We start from the raw sequence: 23,941 nt of genomic DNA on the forward strand, positions 1-23,941 counted from the left end.
CATATTTCACCATAGAGATAGGGGATTCGTATGACTAACCGAAAGATACCTTTTCTTATGCTTTTAACCATTCTTCTGTTTGTGACGGCCGTTCCGGTTTCTTCAGCAGCATCTGCCAGCAAAGCCATTTATGTTAATGGGACAAAGGTACAGTATGCGCAGGAGCCTATTTCGGAAAATGGAACAACGCTTGTTTCCGCCAGAGAGACGATTGAAGCGTTGGGCCTTAAGTTTCAATGGGACAAATCCAGCAAACGCATTATAGGCACTAGCGATAGCGGTGAAACGACGATCGCCATCGTAATCGGGGAGTACACCGCTACCATTAACGGCATGTATTTGATATTGGGAACGCCGGCAGTGGAGAAGAACGGCCGCGTCATGCTGCCCTTGCGTTTTCTGACCGACAGCCTTGGCGCAAGTCTCACCACGAAAGGAAATACGACTCTTATTAAGACGGTTGCCGAGAACAAAGGACCTTACTACACAGGTCTTCCTTTGGAAATCACCAACACCTACGTCAAAAACCGCAGCAAACAAACCCTCACCGTGAACTACGAGGAGTTCTCTTCCAACGATACGCACAACTTTACCTATAGCCATTCCGTGACTTTGGAGCCGGGCAAGAAGGGCGCCTTTAATCTCTACAAGCTCATCCCAGGGGATGCCGTTCCAGGTGAGGATGATACCTATTATCTTGGACGCGCCGTCAAGAGCATCTCCACGGGGGCCGATGACACGGAGAACGTTACGGAGAGCAAGAGCTATAACAAAGCCCATAAATACATCTTCTCCGGGGATTTCGAGAACACGCTTACCGCGCTGTTCAAGAAAGTCATCGAGGAGCAAACAGCACGATTCAAGCAAGAGCTGAAGCAGGAATTAATTAAGAACAAGTATGTTCCGCTTAAAGTCGTCGATTCCTTCATTACTTACAGCGTTCTCGATACTCCGGAAGCCAATATTCGGGTGGCCAATTTAACCGAGAAGAAGATCGTTTCTTTCGACGTCACCTTTAAGTGCTACGATAATTACGGAGATCCGGTAATCGACCCGACTTCGGGCTCCAGCCTGTTCAAAGGCATTACTCGAACCTTCGAGCTCTCTTCCGGCGACTACGCGACATTCACTTGGGATTTGCTGTGGCAGGACAACACAAGCTCCCTCCGCAACATCACAATCACCAAAGTCGCTTACTCTGACGGCACGGTTTGGAAGCGGAAGTAACTAGAGAAAAAAGGGCTGTCTCATAAGACAACCCAGTTGCTCTGCTGGATAATCGATGAACAAGGTGCAAGGGGTATATACCTCTCTCCGATGCTATACGCTCCTGAAATCTGCATGGGGAAATCCGTTACAATGTTGTTTCAGGAGCGTATGAGGTAGCCTCCGGGCTAATCATGACCCACAACGTTTACAATTTATTGGATATTAAACTTTTACGACGGATCTATTTGCACACATGAGCTTACGCAGGGAAGTTAGTCGGAAATTCGTACAAAGCAGCTCGAACCAGGCTTAAATGGCGAACTTTTGTAGGAAAAACTGCACAAAGCAACTCGGATCAGATTCAAACGACGAACGTTTGTAGTAAAAATCGTATAAATCAACCAAGGTCAGGAATTCTATGTCATTAAAGCGTCTTCGATCATTATACGAATAACTTCTGGGAATTAACTGGAAGTATTGTGGGTCAAGCATAGTTCTCCGGAGGTGCATCCCCCTTCTTTGTCTATCGATCGTCTTGAGCAACTCTGCTTATGAGGACAGTCCCTTTTGGTGTAAATGAACTTTTCGATGGCCTTCCCAAAGAAGGCGTTTAAATTATACCTGTCCATTAATCCATACCAATCTAAACGGTGGAACACTTTGCTTATAATCCATGCTACTGGAAAGTAATGATTTCATGACAGCATTGAAATTTAATTTATTGTCATTTGTTAAAACAACCACCTGACTATCCTTTAATGGATTTCCAAATTGCCCTTCTAAATTCAGGAGGTATGCTTCCCACCTCGCTGTTGACCGGTTTGTTCGTCGCGCTGCTCTGCCAACGTTTCCTCCAAACCAATTCAAACCTTCAGTCCCGCTCGGGGCCGCGAACCGCCAATTCGCTTGCCGCGGAGATCAGACGAATCAGGCTGCGCGTCGAGCGGTACAATCCCCGCTCGGCTTTTCGCATGCACTCTTCCAGCGTGGACGGGCCTTCGACGATAGAGAAGCAGCCCGCGAAATTCGGCGCGAGCTTCTCGCTTTCCGCTCCGAGACTGCCCGACAGCAGTACGGCTTTCGTGCCCTCCTCGCGGGCCAGCCGGGCGACGTGGAGTGGAAGCTTGCCGTACATCGTCTGCCCGTCGCTTCTCCCCTCTCCGGTGACGACCCAATCAGCGTCGCGGATTTTCTCCCGCAGCCCGAGATGGGCTTCGAGCACTTCGGCTCCTGGAGCGAGCTTCGCCCCGAGCGCCAGGAAAGCAAAGCCGAGGCCGCCCGCCGCGCCGGCTCCGGGAACGTCCCGCAGAGGAGCACGTCCGGCCTCTACCTTGTCCGCGTAAGCGGCCATCGCGGCATCCAGCCGTCGGCACAGCTCCGGCGACGCCCCCTTCTGCGGGCCGTAGACGGCCGAGGCACCGCTCTCGCCGAGCAGCGGATTGCGGACGTCGCACGCAACCGTAATCCGGGCGGACGCGAGCCGCGGATCGAGCCCGTAGAAATCGACGGTCGCGATCTCCGCCAAGTCTGCGCCGAACCCGAGCAGCGGCTTCCCTGAGCGATCGAGGAACGTCGCGCCAAGCGCCCGAAGCATTCCGATGCCGCCGTCATTCGTAGCGCTTCCGCCCAGCCCGACGACGAATTCCGCGTAGCCGGCGTCCAGCGCCGCCCGCATGGCGTCGCCCAGACCGGCCGACGTCGTCCGCAACGGATCGCGGTCCGCCTCCAGCACCATCGGCAGCCCGAACAGGTTCGCCGCTTCCAGCACAGCCGTTCCGCCGATCGTCCCATAGTACGAACGAACCTGATCTCCAAGCGGTCCCGTCGCTTCCACGAACCGCTTCTCCCCGCCGCCCGCCGTCACGAGCGCGTCGACCGTGCCTTCTCCCCCGTCGGCCATCGGCAGGGCGACCGCCTCCGCGCCCGGCAACTCGTCCCGTACGGCCCGAACCATGATCTCCGCGGCTTGCACGGCGCTTAAGCTTCCCTTGAAGGAATCCGGAGCCAACAACACCTTCATCTTCATGAACTCCCCTTTCTCTTTAGAGGAAAAGGGCCGCCCAGCCGCGATGACGGCCGGACAACCCCGCTTCCGATGATATTAATTTAATATTTAATGCCCGCACCTGATTCAGTCCTAACGCAGAAGCTCGATTACCGGGACTCCTAGAATACCGGAAGGAATCAAGCCGTACGCCTCCGTATACGATTCCCCTTGCGTCAGGAAATGGAATGGTCGGTACTCCGGAATTCTCGTCGGAACGAGATGCAGCGGGCCGAACGTGTTCCTCCGCGTCAGCACGACTTCCACGCATAGCGGACCGCGATTGCGCAGCTCCTTCGTAACGTCGGCTTCGTACGGCTGCCAGGCGACCATCTTCGTCTCCCCGCCATCCGCGCCGACTTTCACGCAGGCAGCGTCGAACGCAGGCAACTTGAGTATCGCTCTCCCTGCGTCTTCCGGCCATGCCCCGAACGCGTCGGCATCGACGAGATAACCAAGCTTGCCGCCGTAGAACGGAAAACCATGAACGGTCAGATCCCCGAAAGGGACAGTCTCCGGCAAGGCGACTAGGCATCTCCGTACGCCGTCCAACCGTACGCCAAACTCTCCCAGCAAATAGACGGTTTCCAGATTGATCTCGTTTCGGAAAGCGGTCTTCAGCTCCAGCCGGTTCTCGCCCAACCGCAGCAGCGCTCCCGGGAGCCTGATCTTGGCGAAACAAGGATCGACCCACCAGCCGTCCGCAACCGTGCGGTCGACCGCAACACCGTTAACCGAAATCTCGAACAGGTCCGGCCGCTCGATCGCGATCCATAAGTCGTCTTCCGGGACGACATCCGCCGAAAACTCGAATCGCAGCTCGAGCGGAGTCGCCGTCTCGTTCAGCTCACGATGATACAGCGCGGCGTACCACGGCTGGATCATCCGTCCGCCTCTGAGCGGCAGCCCGAGCTCGGCGCGAATGCTCCGGTCTGCTTGCAGAATTTCCGCCTTCTCGCTCCATACTCCGCCCGCGATCCTGTAGCTCGCCATGTCCAGCACACAGACATTGCTCTCGCTCAAACGGTAAGGATAAGCGCCATCCAGACGAATAGGCCTCGACAGCGACGTAGGCGTAGTCGTTGTCGTTGTCGTTGTCGACCCGACGACGGCCGCACTGGTCGACTCCGCTACCGGCTCCTTCCCATCGATAACATATAGATGCTCTTCCGACGGATGGAACCGAACGGTCCAGATCAGCTTCCCGTCGCCGCTTTCGCAAGATACCGACTGCTTCCCGCCTGTCTTGCAATCCCACTCCTCGATTGAGCCAACGACGCCGAGCTCGATCCGAACGTCGTAAGCGACGCCTGGATTGACGTTCAGCAGCGCGAAATAATAGCGCCCGTTCTCGTCCTCGTTCAACCGGCAGAAAATATCCGTCGCCGGAGATCCCGTCGCGGCGTCGACGACCCGTACCGGCGCGCTCTGTCCGCCGCGAACGGCTTCTACCATGTCGTCGCCGTCGAACGGAACCGACACCGACCTAGCCGCCAACCGCGCACATCGATCCGAAGGGAGCGCATCGACGTACGCGGGAACCTCGCCCGCGAATACGACCCGGCCCCCGGCTTCGGCGAACTTCTCCAGCGCGGCCACCGTGCTTTCGCGAATCGTGGCCATGCCCGTGACGAGTACGACGCGATACGCCGCTTGTCCGACCCGGAACACTGGCGCGCCAACGCCCCCGGCTTCGACCGAGTACAATCGCCCGAGCATCTCCTCGTCGGCATAATCGAAGTCGACCTGCGCCCCCGCGAGCCAGTGGAACGTATCGCGATACTGGTCTTCCAGCTTTTGCACGTCAGCGGACTGCGTCTTCATATCGATCGACCAGCCCGGATACACCTGGCACCAGACGCTCTCCACCGGGTTCATCACGAGCACGTCGCACTTGCGCTCGCCCTGGGACAACGCCAAGCCGAACCGGGAGAAGTATGTCTCCACGAAATCGTATTCGTCCCACCAAGCCGATTGGAAAGAGATGCTTGCCGGATAATCCCGCTTCGACTCTCCCTCCATCGTGTACCAGGACAGATGATGATTGCGGATGTTAATGCCGAACAACGTCTGCCAATCCCCGACCGCCTTGTGCGATTCGAAAGTCATCTGCCAGCCCGTACAGCCGTACAGCTCCGACAAAAGCCATTTCTGGCCTAGTTGCCTAGCTGCCGACGATAGCTGCTTGACGAGCCAATACTGACGATTGCCTTCGCGAAGCACGTCGACGCCCGGGTCGTCCTGGTATTCGTAGAAACGCATCGCCGAACCGAGGTACGCCGTCTGCGCCGTCAACGTGTCTTCGTGCAGCATGTGGCCGGTCAGCCGCAAGCCGTTCTCCCTCGTCCAAGCTTGCATCGGCTTCAGGTAGTGCTCCAGGAAAAGGCGTTGCGTCAGCTCGACGTAATGCCATTTCACTTGGGAGACGAGCCTGCCCTCCGGCTTCAGGAACAGCTCCGGCAGCCTGCCGCGCAAGTCGTAGCCGAAAGCCCGCTCGAAATCGTCGAACAGCGTATACGTCCAAGGCACGCTCCACAGCCGAAGCTCGTTCGTGATGCCGAAGCCGTCCATCAGTGCCCCGCGGTGCGGTTCGTCCGTGAATACGCCCTGGATCGCTCGCCCGAAATGCCGGCCCACGCGTTCCTTGTAGCGGTCGTGCGTGATCTCCAGATAACGGTCCGTCGCTTCGCGGTTCATCGTATCCACGTACGTGTATCCGTTATAGAAGCTGTCCTTGTTCATCTCGACGATCTCGAACAACAAGACCGAAGTTCCCGCCCCCGGGAGCTCCCCGTGCGCCAACGGAACGCTGTCGGAATAAGCGACGCCCTCCAACCGGCAAGCGAAGGCCGCTACTAACGCTTCCGGATCCGGCACCGACAAAGTCCAGTCGAATTCCTCCGCGGGAACGACCCGCAGTTGAATGAATTTCAACCGGAACCGGGGCTCCTCGGTAACCATCCCCCCGGCCGTGCCGCTGGGCCAGCGATCTTCGTCGTAGATCCACACTTCCATGCCGAGTTTCTCGGCTTCCAGCGTGCAAGCCTCGACGAATTCGAACCATTCCTCTCCCAGATACTCGGTAACGAGACCCGTCCGGGAATGGATGAAGAAACCGCCCAATCCCATCCGGTGGAACACGCCGATCTGCCGAAGCAATTCTTCCTTCTCGAGCTTGCCGTTCCAACTCCAAAAAGGCTTGCCGCGGTATTCGTTGGGAGGCTGCAGGAACAGCTCGTATACGCGGTCGGTCATAGCCCCTCTCTCCCTTCTTTTCTCCCCGGATTAGCCTTTGTTGGCGCCGGCCGTAATACCTTGCACGAAATATTTCTGCATGAACAGGAACACGAGGACGAGCGGCAGCATGACCATGCAGATCGCCGCGGACAACGGTCCCCAGTCGGTCGCGAATTCGGATTGGAACACGATGATGCCGAGCGGCAGCGTCTTCATCGTCGCCGTCGACAGCGCTACGGTCGCCCATAGCAGCTCGCCCCATAGAGAGACGAAGTTGAAAATGATAACGGTCGCGATCGCCGGCATCGCCAGCGGCACCATGATCTTGCGGAACGACAGCCACTCCGAGGCTCCGTCGATCCGAGCGGCTTCAAGGAGCGAATTCGGAATCGATTGAAAATAGTTTTTCAAAATATAGACGGCGATCGGCAGCCCCCACCCCGCATACGGCAGAATGAGAGAGATATGCTCCCCGATAATGCCCATCCGGCTCATCATCAGATAGAGCGGCATGACGAGCGATTCGTGGGGCACCATTTTCATCGCCAGAAAAAAGAGCAGGATCGCTTCGGCATACGGAAGGTTCAACCGGCCGAGCGCGTAGCCCGCCATGACCCCGAACACCGAGATGATCAGCACCGCTATGACGACAACGATCGTGCTGTTCGTGAAATATTGGCCGATCTTCGCGTCGAACCACGCTTCGGAATAGTTGCTCCAGTGGATCGCCTTCGGAAGCGCCCAGACGTTCGCGTAGAATTCGTCCGTGCTCTTCAATGAGTTGATAGTGACGAACACGATCGGATAGATCGTGATCGCCACGAAGAAGAGAAGAACGACGCGCGTGATCCAGCGTTCGAGCCGTTCGGAGTTTTCGCTAAACTTCATAGTTCTCCCCCTTAAACAGGCGCTGCAGCAAGACGATCGCCAGAATGCCCGCCACGGAGAACAACAGCCCCAGCGTAGCCGAATAGCCGAAATTACTGTACGTGAACGCCGTTTTCATCATATAGATCGGCACGGTCTGCGAGACCGTTCCCGGTCCGCCCCGCGTCATGATGTAGACCAGATCGTAGGTGGACACGAGCACGATAAACGAAAATACGGTAGAAACTTGCAGCGACGGACGAATAAGCGGCAGCACGATGGAGAAAAACTGGCGTGGGTACCCCGCGCCGTCCAATCGGCTCGATTCGAACAATTCCCCCGGAATCGAGATCATCGAGGCGAAGCTGAGCATCATCGTGAGTCCCGCCATTCTCCAGGCGCCGATCATAGCGATGACCCAGAGCACCGTGTCGGGATTGGCCAGCCAGGCGCGCTGCAGATTTCCCATGCCGAGAAGCTCGAGCACCTTGTTGATCAGCCCCATCTCCGGGTTCAGCAGGAACGTGAACAGCAAGCCGATGATGGCCAGCGGGATCATGACCGGGACGAACAGGACGACCCGGTAGGCCGAGCCCTCGTACTTGCCGACCTTGAAAACGCAAGCCGCGAGAAGGACGCCTAACGGTACGGCGCCCAGCGTGGATAAGATCCCGATGAAAAACGAGGCCTTCATGCTCTCGATAAAATAACTATCCGAAAAGGCGTTGCTAAAATTGTCGAAGCCGATCCACGTCGCCGCCCCGAAACCGTTCCAGTCCTGAAAAGCGATGACCAGGTTGGACAGCACGGGCAGCAACGTAGTCGCGATAATGGCTGCAGCCGCCGGCGCTAACAACAAGATGCCGAATAAAATGTTCCGTCTCGTCGGATGTTGAGCCATTCCGCATTCTCCTTACTTAAAGGCGTTCTCACGCAGTTTATCCAATTGGCCGAGCACGTCTTTGATTTTCGCTCCCATCAGGTAGTTGGGAACCATTTCGCCTTCGTAGTAGCTCTTCATCTTCGCTTCTTTCGTATGGAACTCGAACGGATACAGATCTTCCGTGAACGTCATGATCTGCTGCAGCACCGGGTTCTCGACCTTGATCGTCCGATTCGCAGGCGGATAGCCGTGCGACAAATGGATCGATTGGATATCCGAGCCGAGCAGCGTCTTCAGCACTTCCACGGCCGCGTCCGGATTGGCCGCGTTGGCCGGGATGAAATAACCGTTGGCTCCGCCCAGCAGCACCGTTTCCGGACCCATCGCCGGCCACTTCACGACCGTCACGCCGAACTCGGCTTTTTCCGAGATCGACAGAGCCGTTCCGGCCACTTCGGCCAGCATGCCGACTTTCCCTTGAAGGAACGCAGCGTTGATCTCGTCGCGAGTGATATTCAGAGCGCCTTCGCCCGGATACCAGTAACCTTTTTTATACAGATCTTTAATGTTGTTAAGGGCCGTTTCGTAGTAGCCGCTGTCGGTCGCGACTTCGCCTTTGGACAGCGCCTCAAGCTTGCCGTCTCCGTTCGCGAGGCTCATGACGCCTTGGCGAATCAACCAGCTTTGACGGTCGGGTTCGGAGCTGACGGCGAACGGGGAGACGCCTGTCTTCGTCTTGATCTGCTCGCAAGCCGCCATAAATTCCGCCCAAGTCATCTTTTGCTTCGGCTCTACGCCGGCTTTCTCGAAAATCTCGTTGTTTACGAGAATGACCGGATAAGCGCTTCCAAAAGGAACGTTGTAGTATTTGCCGTCGATCTTGCCCAGGTCGAGCAGCTCCGGCGTGAACGTGTTCTTCCACTCGCCGCCGTTCGCTTCGAGATAGGGCGTCAAGTCGAGCGCGAGCTTATCCTTGACGATGTTGGCCATGTTCTGCGGCCAGTAGAAATAGATGTCGGCGGGGCTTCCTCCCGCGATGCCGGTCCGGATCGACGTATCGATCGTTCCGGTGTCGACTGTCAGCAGCTCGATATCGTATTGAGGCATCTTCTTTTGCAGCTCGGCGCCCATCTCCTCCATCGAGGTGTACGCCATGTTCATGCCGAAAAATTTGATTTTGACCGGTGCCGCGGCTTTCTCTCCGCCGGACGCGGACGGGCTTGCCGCCGGCTTGCTCGCAGCTCCGCTTGCCGCCGGTTCGTTGTTGTTCGCTCCTCCGCAGGCGCTGACGACAAGCGACAATGCCGTCGCGAGGGCGAGGCCGAATACTCTTTTCTTGGTCATGGGGTGGAACCTCCCTGATTGGTCGCGGTTTGATTAAGTTTCGGATCGACGTAGTCGATCGCTTGCTCCAGCAGCTCGGCCGCTTCCCGGCCGTCCAGCTTGGAGGTGAGCAGCTCCGCCAATACCGTCTGCCGGTAGAGCGCGGGCGCGTCCATGTCCCTCTTGGACAGATGGGCCATGATCGTCGTGAAATTGTCGACGCCGTCGTCGTAGCTCATCAAGTCCTGAATCGATGGCTGCGGCTCAATATCGTCCAGGATCGGAATCATCCCCGTATCGTCACCGAGCAACTGCTGCGCTTCTCTGGAATTCAGGTATTTCAAGTACTCGACGGCTTGGTCGGGATACTTCGAGTTGCGGGAGACCGCATACGTCGTCCAGTTGTTGTAGCTGATCGGAGCGATGCGTTTGCCCTCCGGATTCGGCACGTAAAACTTCCCCACGTTCACTCCGCTGTTCTCATACAACAAATTGTTCCAGCTTCCGTCCACGATCATCGCGGCGTCGCCGTTCGTAAACGAGAGCTGCCAGCCGACTCTGTCCTGGGTCACGTAGTCGCGGCCGAAATAGCCTTTTTCCGCGAAATCGCGAAACGCTTGCAAGCCTTGAACGATCGCGGGATCCGTCAAGCGGACGCCGGGCTTGTCGTTCATGAGCGCCTCCGATTGCTCGGGGGCGAACAGCGCCAGGAAAGCGTAGCTCAGCCACGAACGTTCCTTGTACTCCGTGCCGGGCATGGAGATCGGGGTTACGCCCCGGGAGACCAGGACGTCGAGCAGCGAGACGAAATCGTCCCACGTGCGGGGAGGAGCAAGATCGTACTTCCGGAAAACGTCCTTGTTGTAGTAAACGAGCTGCGTGTCCATGAAAGCCGGCAACGAGGAATACAGCGTGCCATCGACCGTTCCGTATTGCACGGCCCCTTCCGGGAATCTTCGCAAGTCCAGCCCGTAATCGTCGAGCGGCAGCAAATATCCGTTCAGGGCGAGTTCTCTCATCTTGGTCGTTTTGTTCCCTTGGACGTAGAAGACGTCCGGGAGCTCGTTGGACAGGACGCCGAAATCGAGGCTTTCGGGCGTCTGGACGTACTTGTAATTAAGGCGAATGTTCGGATGAAGCCTCATGAAGTTCTCGTTGATGCGTCTGAACGAAGCTTCGAGCGCGACCTGGTTGCCCAGGTCCCCCCATACTTGCAGCGTGACCTGGGGACCCGCGGCTTTAGACGTCGCGTCCGGATCTCCGGCCCGCAAGGAATCCCCTTTCGAACAGCCGGCCGATAAGACGAAGGCCAGCAGCAGGAACGCCGCCGCATGTAATCGCTTGTTCATTGGACCGTACATAGACCACCACATTTCTTTTGTTTCCCGATGTCTTCGATTGTAAGTTCGAGCCGCGTTCCGTTCCATGCACAGTCCCCTCGCTTTGATGCCGGATATTCCGCTTCTGTCCCCGGCCGATTCCCGATTCTCCGATCTCATGCCCGAATCTACGATTTATGTTGGGCTTTGAATTCCGACACCGTCAGTCCCGTTGTTTTCTTGAACACTTTCACAAAATAGTTGGCGTTCACGTAACCGACCGTGGCGGCGATATCCTCGGTCGAACGGTCGCCGCTCTTCAGCAGCTCTTTGGCTGCCGCGATCCGGACGCCGGCGACGTATTCCAAGAAAGTCATGCCGGTTTCCTGGCTGAAGCGCTGGCTGAAATAGTTTTCGCTCCAATAGACGTGTGCGGCCGCGGCCTCCAGGCGGATGGGCTCGGCGTAACGCTCGTTCACGTAGGCTTTGATCTTGACAAGCCATGCCTTGTTCGTCCGCACAGAAGCAATCAACGCATTCGTCCGTTCGAAGACGAGCCGGATCGCCGCGATCCAGCCGTTTTTGCGCTGTGGCCAGCCGATATGGCGCTCCAGCGGCCACAGATCGCCGAAATGCTGCTTGATCTTGTCGACGTCCAAGGCGTAATGCTCGATCAGGAAGTCGGTCGTCTGCGTCGCCAGCATGCCGCCAATTCGCAGCCAATCCCGCGGCCGTAAGAGCCCCGACCCTGAGGAAGGCAAATCATCCAGCCAGGCGAGCAGCTCAGCGAACTTCTCTTGCTGCACGTACTTTTTCAGCGTTTTATAGAGGTCGAGCCATTGCTCTTCCGTATATTCCGTCCACACGAACGCGCCGGCGTCGAGAGCGATGTCACCGTCGCCGTAAAACAAAGAAGCCAGCGCATCCCCCGCCCCGCGGTACGTCGCTTCGTATTCCTCTAAAGGGCCCGGCCGGCCGATCCCGATCGCGAAGTCCGCGTTGCACTTCTGCCGCAGCGTGTCCAGCAGATTCTCGCAGAACGGCAAGACGTGCTCCCGCAGCGTCATCTGCCCCTTCGGAAACTCTCCCGCGTAAAATAAAGCATGAACGACGGAACCTCTCGCCCCGAGATACTCGGTGTAACGGTAACGCTCCAGCTCCTCTTGCACGAGGAAAGAATAGGACGGCGGGAGACTCTCGTCCCGCCAAGCCGGGCCGATCGGGCGGATCGTCATCCAGCACGCGTAAGGCCCCAGCTCCGCAACTTGCTTCTCGAGCTCGCGAAACGCTCCCGGCGAGACCGGCCCCTCGGGGCCCGCTGTCCGAGTCGCCGCAACGATCAGCTCCTCCTTCTCCTTTTTCAGCTGCTGGCTGATCGCCCGCTCTTCTTCTCCGCCGCGTCCGTTCTCTTCGATCTTCAGCCCGTCGAGCATGCGGATCAACTCCTCGGGCTCGAGCCGGTGCTTCTGGATGTAATCCTGCACGCCCAGCTTGATGGCCGTGCGCGTATATTCGAAATCGTCGTAGCTGCTTAAGATGACGATCGGAACGCGCGGCGAGATTTGCCTAACGTTCTTGATAAACTCCAAGCCGTCCATGACGGGCATGCGAATATCGGTCAGGATCGCGTCGGGCATCGCGCGCATGCAGGCGTCGAGCGCTTCCCGGCCGTTATGGTATACGCCGGACACGGAGTAGCCGTAGTCCTCCCATGGAATGATCGACTGCAAGCCGACGCGCACCAACGATTCGTCATCCACGATGATGATGGTTTTCATTATCCGTTCTCTCCTCGTATTTAAGAGTCGCTTCGATCGTCGTTCCCCGGCCGGGCTCGCTGTCGATCGTCATGCCGTAAGGATAGCCGTAATGGGCGACGATTCGCTCGTGTACGTTCAGTATGCCAATGTGCTCCGTCGTTCCCTTCGGCGCAGCGCCGCTCAACTGCCGCCGGATCTCGGCCAGCTTGTCCGGGGCGATGCCGATGCCGTTGTCTTCCACCGTCAGCTTAAGAACGCTTCCGCGGATCGAAGCGCGCACCGTGATCTGGCCCATCCGGTCGAGCGGCTCCAATCCGTGCAAGAGCGCGTTCTCGACTAACGGTTGGATGATGAACTTCGGAACCGAGGCGTCCAGCGCCCGCTCCTCGAGGTCCGTCGCGTAGCCGAATTGACGATAGCGAATTTTCTGGATCGAGATGTAGTCATCGAGTTTCGACGCATCTTCCCGGAGCGTCGCCAGCTCGTTGGCGTCGCGCAGCGTGTAGTTCAGCAAGCTGGACAACGAATCCACGATCGCCTTGATGTTGTTTTGCTTCTGCAAGATGGCGAGCCAGCGGATCGAATTAAGCGTGTTATACAAAAAATGCGGCGACAGTTGCTTGCGCAGCGCCTCGATCTCCGCGGCGCGTTTCTTCTGCTCCTGACTGACCGTCTGCTGGATCAACTGCTCGATCTCGTACATGACGGAGACGAAAATATCGTTCATCTCCCGGATTTCGATCGCGCCCTTGAACTTCGCGAGCTTGCGCGGACTGGCGGACTGAATGCCGGACATCATGTTGTTCATGAGTTTGCGGATCGGATTGACGACGTCGATCGCCAGGTAGCGGGTGACGACGAGCCCGAACACGAACACGACCAAGATGATGAGGATCGTCAACCGGATCATCCGGTTGATCTGGGCGTACAGGTCGTCCATCTTCAAGGAGGCTGATAACGCCCAATCCTCCCGGATATCGGAATAGTCGAGGTGCAGGTCCTGGTAGCTTCCCGCGTCCTCCTCGCCGTTGCCATTGTCTACGAGAATGCGTCCGTCCGCCGTCTGCAGCCGAAGCAACGCGTTCTGGTCCAGCTTCGTCTGGTTGAAGATCGAGCGTACCGCCTCGACGTCGACAACGATCGTCAGAAAGCCGACCTCGTTCAGCTTGCCGTCCCGCACCCAGCGGCCGACCCGGAAAGCTTCGAACTGCTGGAAGCCGTTCGAGAACCGGGCGGGCTCGAACCAGACGGCGCCGCCCCGGTTGTTGCGGACGGCCCGCTTATATTCCGGGTCGCGAATGCGGTACTGGCTCACTTCGTTCTCGTTGTAGAGATACGTGTCGTCGCCCGTATCGAGTACCATCGCGACGATAAATTCGTTCATGTTGTTGTTAAGCCAATAATGATTCATCCAATTTTTGATCGCCATCGTTTTGTCGAGCTGCTCGTAAGTCGACACGTCCGTTCGGCCGACCAACTCCAGCAGCTCTGCGTCGGTGATCATCTGCTTGCCGAGATCTTCGATGGAGGACAGCCGGTAATCCATCTGCTCGACCATCAAGCCGACGAGGTCGCCGGCGTAATCTCGGGAAGCTTGCTTGCTGGAAGCGGTATAGCTGTTCATCAGCAACAGGGACCCTAGCAACGTCGGGATAACGATCAGCGGCATGTACACAAGCACAAGCTTTCGGGGCAATCGGATCCCGCTCCAATATTTTCTGAACCATTTCACGAAGGTTAACCTCGCTTTTGTTAGGATATACGACTCATTTCGACATATCTCGTTAAAATCTTCGGATGTATTCACCCATTTTAAGTCTAGAACAATAGAAACTTCAATTGTATTCGCAATGTATTGATGGCTAAAGACTTCTAGGTATTTGTGCAATTTCGGGCAAATACACCTTCGGCGTCCTTTGACGCTGAAGTAGCAAGGGAAGCCGTGCCTGACTTATCTGTCGCTATCGTCATTCGCGACATCCGAACTGCCAAATATCGGAACGAGGGCGTGATCGCGACCGATTAGTTGCCTGCATTCTCTTCAATCGACAACGAAATCACATAGCTGGAAATGCCATCAGCCGCTACAAACCTTGTAACTACCAAAATAGCACAACGAGGCTGCCGACATGGATCGGCAGCCTCCTTAAAATAACCCCTTCCTTTACCGCCCCCGCCGTTCAAAACGATGAGAGCTTTCCTTAAGTCCGCACAAGTAAACGTAACGCTCATCCTCGTGACGGAAGCCGCTTGTTCGTTATCCGGAAAGCCGATGGCCAGCGCCAGCGCGGACACGGGACCGGGATTACGGCGAATGACGAACTGAAACCCGAACCGATAATCCTTCCAACGCTCCCCTCGGACTGTCAGGCCGACGTCGTTGCCCTTAGCCAGCTTGCGCAGGATGAGCCAGCCCTCCACCATCGTCCAGGCATCAGTGTTCGGAAACGGCGAGACCTGTGCCGTGTACGTGCTCGCATACCATACCCCATCTTTGTTTATCGATCGTCTTGAGCAACTCTGGTTATGGGACAGTCCCTTTCGAGAAGTCGTGGCCTTAAACAGACGCACGGCTTGTTATACGTTGCACAGAACAAGCGGTCAGCGTACCCGACAATATTCTGGAAAACTTTACGCCATCTGCTTATGGGCATTATGCTTTATCAGTAACACCTCTACTCCATTAAAGTATTAATGAAGAATATGAAAAAAAATCGCTGTCTCTCCTTTAACGAAGAGACAGCGATTTTTCTAGGATTATGAGCTCTGTGATTTTCTTCTTCGTAAACTAGCACCTATTACTGTGCCAACAAGATACAAGCCATAACAGAGTAGCATACAAAGAAAAACTAGCCTATAGTCGGATGGAATATCTAATAGTCGTCTGATGCCATATGTCGGTCCTGGAAGTATAAATCCAGTAATAAAAATCAATGGAGTGACACTGAGGAAAAAACCTACAAAGTATAATGCGGATCCTACAATCCAATAGTAATTAAACATTTTAAACAAAGTTGTTTTTCTAGTGAGTCCAAAAAAAAGCCCATATAAAGACCAAAGAATTATATAAAGAATGGAAGTACATACCTGAATTAAGTTTGGCTGGTTTCCCCAAAAATATGCGTTCGAATTCACAAAACTAAAAGCAATAGATATAGCTAAAACTAGTAGCAAATGTATGATAGGTTTATTCATTAGGGTGACTTTGGTACCGAAGACGTAACTAATACTAGGTAATCTTTCTGTATTTTTGGGGTAACTGTAAACACTGAATGCATTTCTTTATTATCCATTTCAGCTTTTGTTATATCCCAATAGTCATTATTGCCGTAAACTCTAAACCCATACCATTCATAAGAATACTCGATTACCCCGTCACATCGTATAAGAGTTATCTCATCAACATCTATCCAGTCACCGAGACTAGTATCAGCATCGTCCCAGTTAAGCATATGCCAGACTGTGTATCCAATTTGTGCATCCTTAAGTGCTCTCGCTTTTCCAACAAATAGATCTCTATAATTTTCAACAATTGATCCACTTGGTTTATAGACGCCCTTGAAGTTGTTACCATCTAAGAAGTTAGCCCAAGAGTCCCACTTAACGACACCTGAACCTGAGTGATGAGTGACGGGTAGATAATAATCGCTATATGCACTATCCATCATTCCAGCATGCCAATCTGCACCAAAGAATACCCCATCTCTATATATCGCATATCCCTGATATCCGGTTGCGGCACTAGTAGTACCTGTATATACGGATGTTGCTACTAATGTAATAAGCAAAGCAGATATAATCAGTTTATATTTCCTCATTTATAGTCGCTCCCTTCAATATTATTAATATTTATTAGTGCTATTAATACTTTTTGATTTTGTTTTCAGTACTTTTTCGCTTTTTTCTATAAGTTCTGAATCATTGATGTTTTTCGTCGCCGTTTCAAGGTCTTCAATTAAATTATTAACTGGAAGTATTTCCAATGCCTGAATCACCATTTCTATATCTGAAATATCAGAAGAATTCTTTAAAATATCCTCTAGTACTTTTGCGTTCTCATCTATTGCATAAGCCTTAAGTTCAATATCGATATTTTTATTGTTGATAATTTCCAATAAAGATTCTTTTGTACCTAATTCCGAAAGTGAAAATAGCGCAGCATCCTTTAATAGTGCACTTTCGTTACTATTAATAATCTTTTTATTCAATTCAATAAACTCATATTCATTTATAGAATAAACAGTATCGCTGGACTTATTTACATTGTTTTTGAAGTATTTGCTAGTTGCTTTCAATGCAGCCGATATTTTGAGTTCTGAATGGGAATCCTGTTCGGAAAGAATATTACTTGAAATCTCGTAAGCAAGTTTTTCATTTATTTTACTTATTCGTTTTAAGCTGTTAAATGCCAGTATTCCAGCATCTTTCTCGACAAAATCAACAAGTAAGTTAATATCCTCAGTCTTTAACGGCACTATAATAACAATTCTAGCTTTAAGCTCTGTTTCAATCTCATCATCAGTAAGCAGACTCTTAATCTCGTTTTTCTTGGCGGGATCTTCAGTATTTTTAATCATAAAAAAGTCTATCATATTTTCTCTAGCAACCACTGAATTCGATTTATTACTAATAAAATCAATAATCTCACTGTTCTGAATCTCATCTTTCCTGTTAACTAATTCTTTCATTAATGGAATCAATACACTGACATCACTTTGTATATTTGTTACACTTGCAATTTTATTGAATTCCGCAAACAGTTGTGCTGTATTAAAATCTTGTATTTCTTGGGTTAGTTCAACTTCATTTTTTCCTAGATATTTTTGAAATGAATCGTAGTTAGATGCAACAGAAACTGAAGAAAATAAAAATACGATACAAAAAACCGATACAATAATTTTCACACTTTTCGTCACTTGAACACACTCCTCTGATTAAATTTCAAACACTTTTCCGCTAACTTCAATTCACCTCGCTACATATCATTTTTACCAATAGTCACACAATTCTCCTATTGGTCAATTGATTTTACCAGATATTTGTAATTAATTACAATAGGTAATCAGAACTTATATATGTCGGATCATGTAGGTTTTTGCATTATTAATAAACCGTTAAGTTGCTTCATTATCGTGCTCATTCGCTCAAATAGTGCTTGTACGGCTCTTCTTGATATTCTTCTCATCCTTTGACTCTCTGGCCAGTATGATAGCCACAGTCACTACAATAGAACACTCAACTGAAAAGGCAGTTGGATCGGAGTCTCCGATGCCTATTGGCCAAATCGAAAGAAGGGAGCTCTCCCCAACTCTTGAAACTCTCGTTAATTTAGCTAGCCGCTTGAGCGTCACGATCGATTATCTCCTTCTTGACTCCCTCGTACCGGGCGATGATAATGTTATCGATTAAATCAGACAGTTGTTTGCAAATCGTTCGTTCGGCCAATGAAAAACAAATGGCTTAGATTTGATAAAAGTGATGTTTGGACATTTGGGGAACAATACGGGGAAAAAATAACGCTCTCCATCATAAAACTCTGACCTCATGTGGTCAGAGTTTTATAATGTTATTTTATGCTCTTCGCTTCTTCACCGGGCCCCATTTGCCCCATCTTCTCAGCTTGTCTTCCAGAAGAGCTCCATGCCAGTAATCAACTCGGAATTTATCGGCCTCTTTTCTTGCCTCTACCGTTAAATCCGATGCCGTTACCAGCATAGATAACATGCAGTCATGGTTTCTTTTGGCCGTATTTAATTCGCGAATAACGCTAGGACCTACATTGTTTCGGTCCGAATAGCATTTCGCTTGAACGGCCGTTTTCTCGCCTCTTCTGTCGATGATGACTAGATCAACTCCGCCATCTCTTCCCCCAACGCCAACTTCATGTACGACATACCCTTGATCGCGAAAATATAAAGCAAGAAGACGCTCAAACTCGACCCAGCCTAATTGATTTAACGGAAGAGAGAGAATGACTTCGTCCGAGCGACAAGTGCTGGACTTTCTCTGACTTGAAGCCCCATTTCCACTGGATGTCGAAACGCTTCTCTTAGCTGTAGGCTTACGTTTTCTTTTTCTCTGTTTTTTCGAAGGTTGCAGTATGCCCGCAATAACACCGAGTATGATTATGCCAATTATGAACCATTTAAAGGTGGGAGGAATCGAAAATTCCAAGCCTTCAAATGAGATGGCCTCAAGTCTCATGCGTTTGTCTCCCCCTGTTTCAGCTTTTCGATAAAAGAAACATCCGCCGGAGCCCACTCGAACTTATCTAACTCCGCCTTCTCCACCCACCGATGGTCATCGTGATCGACTAACCGAATGTCGCCTTGGATGTACTTGGCTTTATAGGCGATCAATCGGATCTGAACAGTTCCGTAGTCATGTTCGTTCGCTCCAAATCGCTCGTACGGCTCAATTCGAATATTCATCTCTTCCTCCAGCTCCCGGATCAAGCACTCCTCCGGCGATTCGGTTGGCTCCAACTTGCCTCCTGGGAACTCCCATAAACCTCCTTGGGCTTTCCCCTTCTTACGCCGAGCTATCAGAATCTGCCCATGCTCATTCTCGATGATCGCCGCTGCCACTTCAATCATGCTGTTCACCCTCTAAGATTAACCCGTTTAATCGATTGGCTTGGTCCAAGTGATAGTCGTTCCAAATAAGCTTAACTTTCCCCAGGCGCCGCTTTTCTCTCCACTCTCGAAGCTCATCATCCGAGTCCAGCCGCAGCTCCGCGATTTCTTCTGCACGATTAAAGATGTGCTCCGACGTGAGCAGAATATTTTTAATCCCATGTCCGCCGGGCAAAATCGGCTTGCTTCTAGGCAGCCACTCCTCCACATCGAACTTGACGTAAAGCTCGGCTGCCGCTTTTCTTCGGGACGGAATTTCAACGATCTGATCTCGAGGAAGAACGCTCCATGCTTTAATTCGGCCGTATAGATGTACTCCCGCGTTCTGCCGTCCGAATTTATCAATCGATTGATAAACCGCCACAATCTCCAGCTTCGCCAGATCGGCATGACTCGCAAAACGAGCCAGAGGCACATGATAGAACCGATGCTCCCGAAGCTCGCTCAATTGGTCCTTGTGGCTTAGCGCCCCTACGAGAACCGTTTTCCCAGCAGTCTGCTCCACGTAATATTCCTTAGTTCCTCTCGGCTGGGTGGCACGTTCGAACGCTTTTTCCGGACTGTCCAGAATCAGATCGTCCAAAAACTTCTCTACTAGCGAAGTCGCGCTAGGCAGGAACGGAAGCGCCCCAACGTTTACGAGCTCTATGCTCCGGTAAAAAGGATGCTCCCGATACTCTTCCTCGTTCGAATACGGGAAAAGGACGTATGCCCCGAACATGGTCCGTTCGAATTGCTGACGATCGCCACCCGCTTCATAGACAATGGCGTCCCTATAGCGATGCATCGTGTTGATATCGTCTTCTTGCGGCCCCGGTGTGACGTAGTCCCTTTTATACGCTGTGCCCTCGAAAGCAGGATTGATCCGGTACTTCGCATCGAAAATATACTTATATTCCATGCGGGATTCCTGCTTCTTAAGCGTGAGGACGTTGTCCGGTCTTTGCGATACTGTCTGGCTCCGATCACCGGAAGGCAAAGCGTTGTAATATAACGTAAACTCTTCGCCGTTGCTCGGATTCCGATAAACCATTCGCGCGTTTTGCGTCCGATCCAACGTTACGAAAAGTCCCCCTCGGTTTAGCTTGATCGCATTCTGTTTTACGAGCTCATATTTTCGGTTTAACAAGTCGTGGATTTTCAAGAAGCACCAGTACTCGTAAAGCTGGGCCACATCTTTCAACGACAGCTTAAACAAGTCGTTTTGGATGGACAGGCCCTTCATGAGAATCAGGTAGTTCCGGTACACTTCACGATAACCCGGAGCCATCTGCAAGACCAGCGAGATCGTGAGCTGACTCATGTCCCCTACACGCAAAAAATCAAACTTCAGCAGTCGCTGCAGTTCCGTTTGCATTCGGTTGAGTTTAGCTAGTAGTACAGGGTCCGTCGCGCAGTCTTTCTTGTTGAGTAGTTGCTTCATTCTTTTCAAGCGTTGCTGGATTCGAAGAAGAACCCAACGAACGAACCGATTTTCCGGCGTATCGTAATCCACCTGTCTTTTGGTCTCCAGCACTCGTGTTGGCATGTAGCTTTGGTTCTGTATCCGAATGATCCCCTGTCCGCCTGTCGGGGCAAGTAGGTGCGGATTCTTCGAGAGATAGGAGATATTGACGCGTCCGGCCTTCTTTACTCGCGAAGAATCGACCACTCGGTTCTCCACACGATGGCGATGATGCGGTGCTTGCTCTATCCGCTCTAAGTGATGTACGAGCTGTTGGAACTGGGTTTGCAGAATTACGAAAAATTCAGTCAGGCTTTGATTGGAGGTCTCTTTTAATCCCGTTAAGTTGTAGGTCTTGCGCAGAAAATCGAACGACAGGTTATAGATCTGTTCGTTCACGTCTCGCAGAATCGCATCATAATCGTTCCTGTAGTCCATTTTCGACGGGAAAATCTCCAGTTGCAGCCGAAAGACCGGCTCCCCATGCAGACGAAGCTCCAACTCGGTATATCCGACCTCGTTTTGGAAGTTCAGCACTCCCGTAAGCAGCCGTTTCCCCTTCGGCAATACCGAGTCCCGCAGCGACACATGGTCATGGTAAAAGGTGAGAGGAATATTCTCTTCCAGTTCAATGACCAGCTCGTACGTTTGCGTTTCGTAGAAAAGCGGCGGACAAGCTTCCCCGAGATCCCACTCCGTAAGTCGTCCCGCCTCGGGAGAGAATCGTTCAACGGCATGTATCGTCAGTTCCGGAGTCAGAGATTGCGGCAGCATCCGTGCCTCTACCCAGGAAGACTCTTGTCTATGAAGTTGCAAAGTTTCGACGGTCGGGTGATAAGGCTTTCCTTGCAAGTAAAGATGAAACCAGTTCGATTTGATCCGAAGCAGCTCGACGGTTCGATTAGGAGAGCCAGTAGGAGGTGAAGCCATCCTCGTCTAACCTCCGTAACATGTATACGATTTTCTGGGTGCTGTGCCGATACTTGGCCGACTCAACCGTCTTGGCCACGTTGCTCCACAATTCGGAAGCGTCGTCTTCCAGCTCGCCTTTTGAAAGCCTCTTATCCAGCGCAATCTCCAGCAACTGAAGCAGAACACGTTTGACCGATCGATTGCTTCCTTGAATTCGCGGCAATATTTTCTGTAGCAGTTGGAAGTCGAATGCTTCGTTGTTGGTCAGTAGAGCGGCTTGCTCGTTATAGATCAGATAGAAGCAAATGGCATCTCGAATACGAAAGCCGACGTGAGAATGAATGGATTCGAGAATGCCATTGATGCGGACCAATTCGTTTGTTGCGTTTTCGATGGTAGGGATTGTAGCTCCCTGATACGCATCGACCAATTGCAAGTAATCCGTGCGCAAGAAGGCATTAGGGGCCGGAAACACTGTAGTTTCACTCGCTGTTAACGAGGGGTACTCGTCCAATTTAATCTCGTTAAACTCGATCGTATTGGCGCGATCCAACACCTTTTTGCTAAACGGATGTGTGGTTTCGTCCATGTTGACAGTACCGATCAAATACACGTTATCCGGGATGTGGAGTCCGCCATATTTTGAGCGATCCTCCTCATTGGCGAGAGAGGAAGAACGAATCAGTTCATCCGTAACGATGCGATCTTCTTTTCGTTTTTGGGTCTCCAAGATACTGAGAATATCGCTAAAATAATGCTCGACCCGCGCCAAATTCATCTCGTCTAGACAAACGAAAAATGGCTTGTCCCGATTGGCCGGTTCGGATGCCTTCACCAATACGTCCGTAAGAGGACCAGGGCGAAAACGATCACTGAGGTCTTTATAACCGATCAGGTCAGATGGATCGCTCCAATCCGGTCTAACCGGGATCAAAGTATACTGTCCATTCTCGCTTGTTGCTCCAATCGCTTCGGCGAAGAGCTGAATAAGCTTGGTTTTCCCGGTCCCAGACACTCCGGCAAGAATAACGAATGGCTTTGTTTTTAATGAGAGGTAGAAGTTGTTGATTAGGTGATCTGGGAACGAGAAGCCTCTCTGGCGGATATAGTCTTTTATAGCTGTCAGTCGTTCGCTTGTGCTTAGATTTGGCACGGGCAGTTGAGCTTCACCCACGGTTGAATTCTCCTGTCCGTCTTCGGATTGTAGAACCATACGAACATATTGTTTGTAGTTGTCGACTAGGTTTTCCAAATCCGCTGAGAGCTGTTCTTCCGAGGGCAAGTTGTCTCCGTCGTACTTATAGTACGCGACCGTTGATACTTGATAGTCACGCCCTAACCCGCCCGAGGTTAGATGGATTTCCTCATCTTTTTGAAGACCTTCCAAGGGAATCATTGAACGGATTTCTTGAACTTTGTGGCGGAAGTATTTATAGGCTTCATTTTTTCCGTTCTTGTTCGGCTCTGTAACTCCTTGAATAAATGTGAGGTACACTGAACTCATGTCTTCAGAGAATAAGTAGACGATATATTCCCCTTTTTGGGTGGTTTCCGTTAATCGACGATCCATAATAGCGATCCATGGTATAGTTGCCCAGGTCCCCATACCGACAGAAGCCTGAACCCTTAAATTAGGATCATTAATGAATGGGTACTCTTTTATGCCAGTAGGGATTTTCTGACGAACGTATACGCCTAAAGAGTTGTTCTTCAGAGGTTCCCGCTTTGCTTCTGGGTACTTAGTCAATACGTTTAAAAGAGCGCCTCTAATTGTAAAATCCGAAATCTGCCGCTGATAGAATTGTTCTAATTCCTGTACGGCATGATCGTGCAACTCGATTAATACATCCTGATGCCATGTATTATATAGGCGTTCCTTAAACCCTATGGTCTGTTGTTGGGTATTCACATCTAAAATGCTATTCAACGCGGAGATCGGTGAATAAATGATTTGCGTGATAAGTGACAACGTAACATCGGCCCACCGAGGGATGTTGTTTGCTGGCGAATCTACGGGTTCCCGATGTTTTTCCCGTACCTGCAAGAACGCCAAAAAGTGTGCCTTCACGTTCTCCAGTGAAACTTCACGCTGATTGGTTTGACTCATTTCCTGCAAGAGCGCGATGATGAGGACCATTTTATATGACTTTTGTTTATGGGTAAAAATACCGGATAACTCGGCTGGTAAACTCATAAATAAACCACCTTGGTTGGAAGATGTAGGAATGAGACAATTTACCTACAAATTCGACAAGATGGTTTGGGGGTCCTGCTATTATGTATATAGTATTGCATTTTAAGAAGATCC

General features: G+C 52.0%; 16 protein-coding genes. 1 reads left to right on the forward strand and 15 read right to left on the reverse strand.

The window, feature by feature from the left end:
* The first annotated feature begins 57 nt into the window (after nt 1–57).
* The gene (locus tag J4772_RS31625) at nt 58–1,227 is read left to right on the forward strand and encodes a copper amine oxidase N-terminal domain-containing protein (protein WP_209072959.1); all 1,170 of its coding nucleotides are present in this window, start codon (nt 58–60) and stop codon (nt 1,225–1,227) included.
* A gap of 853 nt (nt 1,228–2,080) precedes the next feature.
* On the opposite strand, the gene J4772_RS31630 is transcribed toward J4772_RS31625, so the two are convergent.
* The 15 genes from J4772_RS31630 to J4772_RS31700 form a co-directional block, all read right to left on the reverse strand.
* Nucleotides 2,081–3,229, reverse strand: coding sequence for a glycerate kinase (locus J4772_RS31630; RefSeq protein WP_209072960.1), 1,149 nt, complete (start codon nt 3,227–3,229; stop codon nt 2,081–2,083).
* Nucleotides 3,230–3,346: 117 nt separating this feature from the next.
* Nucleotides 3,347–6,508, reverse strand: coding sequence for a glycosyl hydrolase (locus tag J4772_RS31635; RefSeq protein WP_209072961.1), 3,162 nt, complete (start codon nt 6,506–6,508; stop codon nt 3,347–3,349).
* Nucleotides 6,509–6,538: 30 nt separating this feature from the next.
* Nucleotides 6,539–7,378 (reverse strand): carbohydrate ABC transporter permease, encoded by an 840-nt coding sequence (locus J4772_RS31640; RefSeq protein WP_116064640.1) that lies wholly within the window; start codon nt 7,376–7,378, stop codon nt 6,539–6,541.
* A complete protein-coding gene (locus tag J4772_RS31645; RefSeq protein WP_116064639.1) occupies nt 7,368–8,258 on the reverse strand; it encodes a carbohydrate ABC transporter permease in 891 nt (296 codons plus the stop codon). The genes J4772_RS31640 and J4772_RS31645 overlap by 11 nt, the downstream gene beginning before the upstream one ends.
* Nucleotides 8,259–8,270: 12 nt before the next feature.
* On the reverse strand, nt 8,271–9,584 hold the full coding sequence (locus J4772_RS31650) for an ABC transporter substrate-binding protein (protein WP_209072962.1): 1,314 nt from the start codon (nt 9,582–9,584) through the stop codon (nt 8,271–8,273).
* Entirely contained in the window at nt 9,581–10,990 is a 1,410-nt protein-coding gene (locus J4772_RS31655; protein WP_209072963.1) for an ABC transporter substrate-binding protein, read from the reverse strand. Before J4772_RS31655 ends, J4772_RS31650 begins: the two co-directional genes overlap by 4 nt.
* Before the next feature lie 80 nt (nt 10,991–11,070).
* A complete protein-coding gene (locus tag J4772_RS31660; protein ID WP_209072964.1) occupies nt 11,071–12,660 on the reverse strand; it encodes a response regulator transcription factor in 1,590 nt (529 codons plus the stop codon).
* A complete protein-coding gene (locus J4772_RS31665) occupies nt 12,635–14,374 on the reverse strand; it encodes a cache domain-containing sensor histidine kinase (RefSeq protein WP_209072965.1) in 1,740 nt (579 codons plus the stop codon). Before J4772_RS31665 ends, J4772_RS31660 begins: the two co-directional genes overlap by 26 nt.
* Nucleotides 14,375–14,664: 290 nt before the next feature.
* The gene (locus J4772_RS31670) at nt 14,665–15,066 is read right to left on the reverse strand and encodes a hypothetical protein (RefSeq protein ID WP_209072966.1); all 402 of its coding nucleotides are present in this window, start codon (nt 15,064–15,066) and stop codon (nt 14,665–14,667) included.
* Nucleotides 15,067–15,836: 770 nt separating this feature from the next.
* The gene (locus J4772_RS31675) at nt 15,837–16,460 is read right to left on the reverse strand and encodes a hypothetical protein (RefSeq protein ID WP_209072967.1); all 624 of its coding nucleotides are present in this window, start codon (nt 16,458–16,460) and stop codon (nt 15,837–15,839) included.
* Nucleotides 16,461–16,484: 24 nt separating this feature from the next.
* The gene (locus tag J4772_RS31680) at nt 16,485–17,558 is read right to left on the reverse strand and encodes a hypothetical protein (RefSeq protein WP_209072968.1); all 1,074 of its coding nucleotides are present in this window, start codon (nt 17,556–17,558) and stop codon (nt 16,485–16,487) included.
* Nucleotides 17,559–18,213: 655 nt separating this feature from the next.
* Nucleotides 18,214–18,846: a restriction endonuclease gene (locus J4772_RS31685; RefSeq protein ID WP_209072969.1), complete on the reverse strand. Its 633-nt coding sequence runs from the start codon at nt 18,844–18,846 to the stop codon at nt 18,214–18,216.
* Nucleotides 18,843–19,238 (reverse strand): 8-oxo-dGTP diphosphatase MutT, encoded by a 396-nt coding sequence (gene mutT / locus J4772_RS31690; protein ID WP_209072970.1) that lies wholly within the window; start codon nt 19,236–19,238, stop codon nt 18,843–18,845. Before mutT ends, J4772_RS31685 begins: the two co-directional genes overlap by 4 nt.
* Entirely contained in the window at nt 19,231–21,651 is a 2,421-nt protein-coding gene (locus J4772_RS31695; protein ID WP_209072971.1) for a restriction endonuclease-like protein, read from the reverse strand. Before J4772_RS31695 ends, mutT begins: the two co-directional genes overlap by 8 nt.
* Entirely contained in the window at nt 21,623–23,827 is a 2,205-nt protein-coding gene (locus J4772_RS31700) for an McrB family protein (RefSeq protein WP_209072972.1), read from the reverse strand. The genes J4772_RS31695 and J4772_RS31700 overlap by 29 nt, the downstream gene beginning before the upstream one ends.
* Between the last annotated feature and the right edge of the window lie 114 nt (nt 23,828–23,941).

The sequence above is a fragment of the Cohnella sp. LGH genome (assembly GCF_017671885.1).
In the GTDB taxonomy this organism is placed as follows: Bacteria; Bacillota; Bacilli; order Paenibacillales; family Paenibacillaceae; genus Cohnella; species Cohnella phaseoli.

What these genes read in the sequence shown, in the direction of transcription:
- J4772_RS31675 (WP_209072967.1), bottom strand. Translation starts at nt 16,460, where the DNA reads ATGAGGAAATATAAACTGATTATATCTGCTTTGCTTATTACATTAGTA.
- J4772_RS31640 (WP_116064640.1), bottom strand. Translation starts at nt 7,378, where the DNA reads ATGAAGTTTAGCGAAAACTCCGAACGGCTCGAACGCTGGATCACGCGC.
- J4772_RS31625 (WP_209072959.1), top strand. Translation starts at nt 58, where the DNA reads ATGCTTTTAACCATTCTTCTGTTTGTGACGGCCGTTCCGGTTTCTTCA.
- J4772_RS31650 (WP_209072962.1), bottom strand. Translation starts at nt 9,584, where the DNA reads ATGACCAAGAAAAGAGTATTCGGCCTCGCCCTCGCGACGGCATTGTCG.
- J4772_RS31630 (WP_209072960.1), bottom strand. Translation starts at nt 3,229, where the DNA reads ATGAAGGTGTTGTTGGCTCCGGATTCCTTCAAGGGAAGCTTAAGCGCC.
- J4772_RS31635 (WP_209072961.1), bottom strand. Translation starts at nt 6,508, where the DNA reads ATGACCGACCGCGTATACGAGCTGTTCCTGCAGCCTCCCAACGAATAC.
- J4772_RS31700 (WP_209072972.1), bottom strand. Translation starts at nt 23,827, where the DNA reads ATGAGTTTACCAGCCGAGTTATCCGGTATTTTTACCCATAAACAAAAG.
- mutT (WP_209072970.1), bottom strand. Translation starts at nt 19,238, where the DNA reads ATGATTGAAGTGGCAGCGGCGATCATCGAGAATGAGCATGGGCAGATT.
- J4772_RS31660 (WP_209072964.1), bottom strand. Translation starts at nt 12,660, where the DNA reads ATGAAAACCATCATCATCGTGGATGACGAATCGTTGGTGCGCGTCGGC.
- J4772_RS31695 (WP_209072971.1), bottom strand. Translation starts at nt 21,651, where the DNA reads ATGGCTTCACCTCCTACTGGCTCTCCTAATCGAACCGTCGAGCTGCTT.
- J4772_RS31670 (WP_209072966.1), bottom strand. Translation starts at nt 15,066, where the DNA reads ATGGTGGAGGGCTGGCTCATCCTGCGCAAGCTGGCTAAGGGCAACGAC.
- J4772_RS31645 (WP_116064639.1), bottom strand. Translation starts at nt 8,258, where the DNA reads ATGGCTCAACATCCGACGAGACGGAACATTTTATTCGGCATCTTGTTG.
- J4772_RS31655 (WP_209072963.1), bottom strand. Translation starts at nt 10,990, where the DNA reads ATGGAACGGAACGCGGCTCGAACTTACAATCGAAGACATCGGGAAACA.
- J4772_RS31685 (WP_209072969.1), bottom strand. Translation starts at nt 18,846, where the DNA reads ATGAGACTTGAGGCCATCTCATTTGAAGGCTTGGAATTTTCGATTCCT.